This is a genomic window from Burkholderia sp. L27(2015), assembly GCF_009765705.1.
GTDB lineage: Bacteria > Pseudomonadota > Gammaproteobacteria > Burkholderiales > Burkholderiaceae > LMUX01.
In genome coordinates this window covers 1,234,553-1,241,443 of record NZ_LMUX01000021.1, presented here as the reverse complement: position 1 = coordinate 1,241,443, position 6,891 = coordinate 1,234,553, and the positions used below count along the sequence as shown (strand labels likewise).

Here is a 6,891-nt window from a genome sequence, read left to right as displayed (position 1 = left end):
CGTTCAAGTGAAAGCGCGCCGCGCGGTAGCTTCAGTGAACACCTCCCTGGCGTGGTGAAGGCCGACGAGGAAGGCGGAAAAATTGCCGGCCACGACTATGATCCCGATGGTACCACTGGTATGTTTTTAGATATGTCAACCAACTCATCGTCGGGTCGCTGCCTTGGACGGCTACGTAACCGCGACTGGGCCGCCTTTCTGCTTTGCGCATTTTGCGTTTCGGTCCACGCGGCAGACCAACGTGTGACGGCCCCCCAACGCCCGTCGGATAAACAAACGAACACTTTCTCGAAGTCCGCCAACCAAGCGCTAGCAAATCAAGAGGGGCGAATGTCACTCGGTGAGGATTTATCCCGTACCATGACTGCCTCTCTGGCGGAGGCCAAGGCGGCCCATGAACGGCGCGATTATCTCAGAGAGCGCCAACTGCTCGAACCCCTCGCAAAAGACGGAAATGCGGAAGCACAGGCTATGCTTGGTTTCCTGTATCGGTTCGGTCTGGGCGTCCCTGAGGACCACGCTGAGGCTGTAAACTGGTTTCATAAAGCTGCAGCGCAAGGAAACGCGTGGGCGCAGCAGAGTTATGGTGCGGCGCTATTGAGAGGCGATGGGATCGTACAGGATATTGCTCAAGGAATTGCCTGGCTGCAGAAGGCGGGTGACAATGGATTTGTCAGCGCCTACGCCACTCTTGGCGACCTTTACCTTCATGGAAAGGGTGTCGCGAGAGATCGAGAGAAGGGACTCGCTTACTATTCAATGGCCGCCGATGGCGGAGACATGAATGCAAGTTTTGTGCTCGGCTCCATGTATGAGCAAGGGATCGAGGTCGAAAGGGACCTGCCAAAAGCGGTGTTCTGGTATCGCAAGGGTGCCGAACTGGGCTTCTTCATGTGCCAATACAATCTTGCCCGAATGTATACAAGCGGCGTCGGCGTGCCTCAAGACCTAGTGGAGGCCTACAAGTGGGCCGTGCTCGCCGCCAATTCGGGGCCGCCCGACGCCACGACCTTACGTGACTTTCTGAAGCCGAAACTGAGTGTGGCTCAGCTTGCCAAGGCGGAGCGTCTAGCCAGCGATTGGCAAGCTACTCACCAGAGCCGCAAATGGCGGCAGCTTTAGCCACCGGCCGCCTTACAGATGGCGACCTCCTTTCACGCTACATAAGGCCTTTCTTCTCGTCGCGGATATAGCTCCCGGGAATGGCCGCTTTCGGGAAATACGACCGTCCCTTCTGGGGTCGTCCTGAGCCGGTCGCTATCTGACTCAGTGCGGCCAGGAAGCGCCATTCACAGTCACTTCGCGAACGTCTGCTGACGAGCAGGTAGTCGCCATTTGGCCAAGCGTGGACAAACGACGAAATGCCGATCGACCGACGCAGAGGTGGTGCGCCTTGAGCAGCGTCACGCCTAGCGACACGTCCGCCAAATCCGATACCGGCGTCGCGCCCACGGTCGTGAATGCCGTTTGACCCGTCGGGTCTCCCGCAAAACTCGCCCCCGTCGCTTGCGCTGTGTGGTCGTACTCATGGATCCATTGCACCTGCAGGTCGGGCACGATCTCGCCGTAGCTGCTGGAGAAGGCCTTCTCCAGCCTCGCACCGAGAACGCTCTTCACCGAGTTCGCGTGGCTGGCACCGACCGACAGTGCCGCGCCATTGCCGCCGCTCTCCGTATAGCTGCCCTGATCCTGGTAGCTATAAGTGAGGCTCGCCAGCGGCGTGAGCGTCGAATACTTCAGTCACTCACAGCGGCACCACGACCCGCAACACGATCGCGTTACCTACCGCCTTGTTTCTCGCGTAGACGTCTCGTGTGTAAGTCAGGTTCACCGGGATCACCTTGGCAAAAAGATAACGTACGGCGACTCCAACCGACACATCTTCGTAGCGATTGCCGTCGAGGGCGTTCTGCACGTATGCGTTGGCCTGCGGATCGCTGACTTTGTCGTCCGTGAACTGATAGGCACCCACAACAGACCCGGCCACACTCAGGTTCTGATTGACGTTGTATGCCGCAGCCACTTCGAGATGCCATACCTGACCTGATGTATAGGGCGACCCGGTCGGATTGAAGTAGGTAACCAGCCCTTGATTGTTTCGGAAATTCAGCTCGTACGAACCGTGGACCGAAATGTCACCTCTTCCCTGCGGATCAAACCAGTCGTAGTAAAGCTGCGGGTTCCAGCTAAAATGGTTGTCGCCGACGTTCACCTCGCTGTTCGGGTTCCACTCGCCCGTGGGAACAGTGAATGTGGTTCCGAACCCGATATTCGCGTTCCCGACCTTCCAAGCAAGTCCGAATGGATCGATCGCGAGATCGGCAAAGCCGAAACGTGTCGATCGATCCGCTCCATTGCTGAAGCTTGTCCGCACCAAAGTCGGGTAAATCTCAAAGGCCGTCCATGTCGACCCAAGAATCCCGGTGTTGGGGAGATACTTGAACGCAAAGACGTTGTACTCCACATCGAGCTTCGCACCCGGCACCGCATTCTCTCCATGGGGACCGTCGATGCGATTTGCCCAATACATGCCTGTGTAATTCACCAACCACCACCCGCCAGGCGGGGGCAGATAGAAGTTGCTCATTCCATCGATGCCGAACGCAACCGATCCGCTTGGCTGGCCGTTCTCTGCCGCATGGGAGATTCCGGCAACGCTGACCATGATGGCCGCTGCTATCCATTTCAACGCGAATCTCATAGTGCCCCTTTAAGACAATGATTCGTTATCCGAATTGACGCGGACTATTTTTTTGTTTAATGGTTACGACGAGGTGTTGAATGGAGTTTGCTACGACCGATGTAAAATTATCTTCCAGGAATCTGCTACATTCTTTGCCGCTCTATGCGAGCAACGATCGGCATCGACTACCGACCATTGCCAAGACGCGCAGGAATTTGTAGGACTGGTCTGCGTCAGTGTTGATCGTCTCGGCCCCGAGAATCCGTGGCCGTTACGTTCGCGAATCAGCCACTCGGCCGCCAATTGCGTCGGACCGCGCGTATTCGCTCGGCCTTCGCGCAGATTAATAAATTAGATAGGTTTCCTACATTTTTACCAGTCGGTTCTCAGCAGTACCCAAGCACCGGCAGGAATCTGTCCATGCCGTACCTCCCACGATTGCATGAAATCCACGGTCAGCGTCCAGTTCGTCCAGGCACTTCCCGTGTTCGTCGGCAAGCGCCGCCTCGCGCAGCTCGCGCAATGTCGCTGGCGTAATCCTTTGATCTGAGACGTGCTTTAGATCCCGCCGAAACGCGCGGCCGTCCCGTATGTGTGTTCGTAGACAAAGGTCTCGATTTGTTGCCGATTACTCGGCACCTCGCGCTCGCGAAGCGCCTCCGGCAAATTGGCGGGCGAGCCTGTTCGCCCCACTGCAATGATTGCCTCCGGCCGCACGTTCCGCGGCAATTGAAGGACACTGTTCGCACGGTCCACATCGAACCCGGTCATTGCATGCGTGCCGAGCCCAACACTGGACGCCTGCAGCGCAAGCATCGCCCACGCGGCACCGGTGTCGAAGCTATGGCTGTAGGAGGGTTGTCGTTCTCCAGGTGTCTTCGTAGGAACATCGACTTCCGAGCAGATGCAGACCAGTGCGCCTGCCGCCTCCGCCCAACTGCGATTGAAGGGAATGAGCAAGTCGAGCATGGCCTGCCAGCCCGTATCGGCACGCAATGCAAAGACGAAACGCCATGGCTGTACGTTGAATGACGAGGGTGCCCAGCGAGCTGCCTCGAACAGTGTCGCGAGTTCGTTACGGCTCACGGGCGCGGAAAAATCGTAGGCGCGGGGAGACCAACGATCGAGAATCAGAGGTAGGATGGGATGGCGAGCAGCGCGAGTGTTCATGGAGATTCCTTTGGCAGCCGGCAATGCCGGGCCGGCGCGATGTTGTCGTTATGGGAAGCGGGCAGCGAAGGGAGCATCCCTACAAACACAGCTCCCTCGTACGAGCGAGACGCCCATCGACCCAGATCAGTGGATCAATCGTCGAATGGCAATAGACTCTCGTCACCTCACCGATGACGAGCGTATGCGTCCCTACCTCGACAGTCGTCGATATCGTGCAGACGAGGCTCGCGGCCGCGTCGCTCAGGATGGGCAGCCCTTCGTCGAAAGTCGTCCAGTTACCGACCTCGAACCTGGCGAGGCCCTTTCTCTGACCGCTGAAGATGCCGACGATGTCGGCATGACGTTCCGCGAGTAAATTGACGCAGAATCTCCGTTCGCACTTCATGACCGGCGACAGACTAGCATTCCGGTTCACCGCCACCAGCAGCGTCGGGGGATCGGACGTGACGGAGGTAATGGCAGTCGCCGCCATCCCTGTTCTCTCGTCGCCGTTACCCGATGTCACGATGGCGATCGTCGCCGCCAGGCGTCGCATTGCCTGCTTGAAATCAGCTCGCAGTGCTTCTTCTTCCATGACCTGTTCCTGCACGATTCGATTGTGGGTGGACTCGAAGGGGGCGCCATGCAAGTGGCATAGCGCCATAGGGGTGCCGAACCTCACCGGCCTCAAGCCGGCGGGGATCGATGCAGGGCCTGCAGACTCATTCAGGCCGGCACTTCGACGGCTGTGCGCAGGCCCTGCTTTTCCAGTAACGGGAGCACCGTCTCGCCGAAACTGGCCAAGCCTCGCTCATAGTCGAGCCACGTCAGGAGCACGCCATCCACGCCGGCATCGGAAATCGACGAGAGCGTCGCCGCGATATCCTGTGCTGTACCGAGGATCGGATACCCGCCATATCCGGCCGCGATCGCAAACTTCATCTTCTCCATCACGCCGTCCGGCATGGTCTTGGCGTTTCCGATGTTGTTCGCAATGAAGGCATCCACACCTTCGTCATCGCCTTGGCTGACTACATAGTCCTGGACATAGGCGCGAGCAGCTTCCATGCTGTCGCGCTGGACCACATAGCTGGACATCCAGACCTGGATCTCCCTCCCATATTTTTCGCGCGCAAAGTCGCGATAGTGGTCGACCTGCTTCTTCAGGGCTTCGGGCCTGGGGTCTTGGGGAATGATGAAGGCCACATCGCAATTCTTGGCCGCGAACTCCCGTCCCCGATCGGAGCCGCCCGCATTCATCAGGATCGGACGCGGATGCGGCGATTTGGGCTGGATGATCGCGCCCTTGAGCTTGTAGAAGAGACCTTCATAGTCGAAGCTGGCGTTGCCAGCCCAGAGACGGTCGAACACCTGGACCCACTCGTCTGCCAGGCCGTAACGGTCGTCGTGACCGTACATCGCATCGCCGAACATCTCCATCTCTTCGCGATACCAGCCGCAGACGAGATTGAGACCAAAGCGGCCATTCGAAATGAGATCGACGGTTGCCGAGCACTTCGCCGCGATGATCGGATGGATCACCGAGAGGTGGACCGTGCTCATGACGCAAATGCGTTCAGTCACCGCGGCAGCGGCAGCCGCCCAGGTGAATGTCTCGTACAGGTCGCCGGAATAGTGGCCGTCCTTGCCGAAAGGTTTCCAGCGCGAAGCCGAGACCAGCGCCTCGATGCCGAGGCGATCCGCCATCTTCGCAATACGAACGTTGTTCCCCCAGGTTGCGGTAAAGCGGTCGGGATGATTGGTAAAGGCTGCGCCACCGTTGATACCGAAGACACCCAGCTTCAGTCGGTTGGAACTTTGCATCGGATTTTGAATGGAAGGCATACCGTTCGTCATAGATTCCCTCTTCTAGCCTCGGTTGGGTAAGCGTGAAATATGGTCGATCATCTGTCGATCACTACCTCGAAGCTTATCGACGACCTGTACGAAAGGCTTTCAGGATCCTGCGACAACGTGGCCTGCGCCAGAGACACCCATCCGGATCAATCGGGTCACCGGTCAAGATGCGAACTCGGCGACCTATGCGAAAGGTTGCCTCAGACGCCCCGGCGTGATCCCCAGTCGCCGGCCAAAGGTGCTCGTCATATGCGCCTGGCTCGAAAAGCCGACGCTATACGAAATTTCAGCGAGAGACGATGTCGTACTCGCAATCAACTCATGGGCGCGCGACAGACGTCTCTCCAATATGTACTGATGCGGCGAGTGACCGAGCATCGCCGTGAAAGCGTGAGCAAAGTAAAAGCCGCTCAACCCCGTCGACTCCTGTGCCAATGTTTCTATCGATAACGATGAGGACAGGTTCTCGTTGATGAACTCAAGTGCCGAACGGATCTGGTGAGGTGCGAGCTGGTAGCGGCCGGAACGATGCCGGGCATGGTCGTACCGCATGACCCGACTGACGGCACGCTGTACAAAACCGGATGCGAAAAGGCTGACATCCCGGTCCCGACGCAGGAACATCTGGCGAAGCTGCCTCGCCTGCCTGTCGACTATCGGGTCGACCAGATTGACCGCAAAGCTCGGCACCCCGCCCGAGACCCCGGCTTCCCTGAAGATACGATCGGCGGATTCCGGATCGATCGTCGCAAGTATGAAGTCGATGGGGTGTTCCTTCCTGACGTCGATCGTCGAACCCGCCGCCACGAAATAGAGTGCGCCCGAGACCATGATCTCGCTCGACCAGCGAGCAGAGTTGTGCCGCGTCCGAACGATACCGGGGGTTAGTTCAACCCCAAGCATGTGATGATGCAGTCCAATCTGTGCTTCCGCACGTCCACCCGTGCAATAGAACACGGTCCCGTAGTCATACGGGACCTGCCACGGCGTATTCGTAAAAGGCGCGAATGCCTCGCCTTCGACACCCGTGTTCACGGAACGCACCTCAAGGGCAGGCGCGGATGAAAAACTGGAAGGAAACATTTGACTTCCCCGATGCTGATGGCCTCACGACTCGTGCCCTCGACTCGCTCCCCTGTTTCGTTGGGATCAGAACTCAAGTTGGCCCGAGCCGCGATGCCGATGTTACAAATGCAAGG

General features: G+C 58.2%; 7 protein-coding genes and 1 pseudogene. 1 reads left to right on the top strand and 7 read right to left on the bottom strand.

All coding sequences use genetic code 11. The annotated features are described in order from the left end of the window. Nucleotides 1-1,122: tetratricopeptide repeat protein (locus tag GSQ77_RS23905; RefSeq protein ID WP_216854934.1), on the top strand; the 1,122-nt coding region annotated here is incomplete at its 5' end. A gap of 252 nt (nt 1,123-1,374) precedes the next feature. Here the strand turns inward: GSQ77_RS23905 and GSQ77_RS23900 are convergent. The 7 genes and pseudogenes from GSQ77_RS23900 to GSQ77_RS23875 all read right to left on the bottom strand — a co-directional run. Next, nucleotides 1,375-1,731 (bottom strand): annotated as a pseudogene (locus GSQ77_RS23900) (autotransporter outer membrane beta-barrel domain-containing protein); the annotation flags it as partial. Between the two features lie 13 nt (nt 1,732-1,744). Continuing rightward, complete coding sequence (locus tag GSQ77_RS23895; protein WP_158905462.1) at nt 1,745-2,689, bottom strand: transporter; 945 nt, start codon at nt 2,687-2,689, stop codon at nt 1,745-1,747. A gap of 366 nt (nt 2,690-3,055) precedes the next feature. Then, nucleotides 3,056-3,127: a hypothetical protein gene (locus GSQ77_RS30005; RefSeq protein WP_367889698.1), complete on the bottom strand. Its 72-nt coding sequence runs from the start codon at nt 3,125-3,127 to the stop codon at nt 3,056-3,058. A gap of 114 nt (nt 3,128-3,241) precedes the next feature. Further along, nucleotides 3,242-3,853 carry a nitroreductase family protein gene (locus GSQ77_RS23890; RefSeq protein WP_158905460.1) on the bottom strand — a complete coding sequence of 204 codons (612 nt, stop codon included), beginning with the start codon at nt 3,851-3,853 and terminating at the stop codon, nt 3,242-3,244. Nucleotides 3,854-3,932: 79 nt separating this feature from the next. Then, a complete protein-coding gene (locus tag GSQ77_RS23885; RefSeq protein ID WP_158905458.1) occupies nt 3,933-4,430 on the bottom strand; it encodes a flavin reductase family protein in 498 nt (165 codons plus the stop codon). 131 nt (nt 4,431-4,561) lie between these two features. Further along, nucleotides 4,562-5,680, bottom strand: coding sequence for an LLM class flavin-dependent oxidoreductase (locus GSQ77_RS23880; protein WP_216854933.1), 1,119 nt, complete (start codon nt 5,678-5,680; stop codon nt 4,562-4,564). Between the two features lie 195 nt (nt 5,681-5,875). Then, entirely contained in the window at nt 5,876-6,775 is a 900-nt protein-coding gene (locus GSQ77_RS23875) for an AraC family transcriptional regulator (protein WP_216854932.1), read from the bottom strand. Nucleotides 6,776-6,891: the final 116 nt, after the last annotated feature.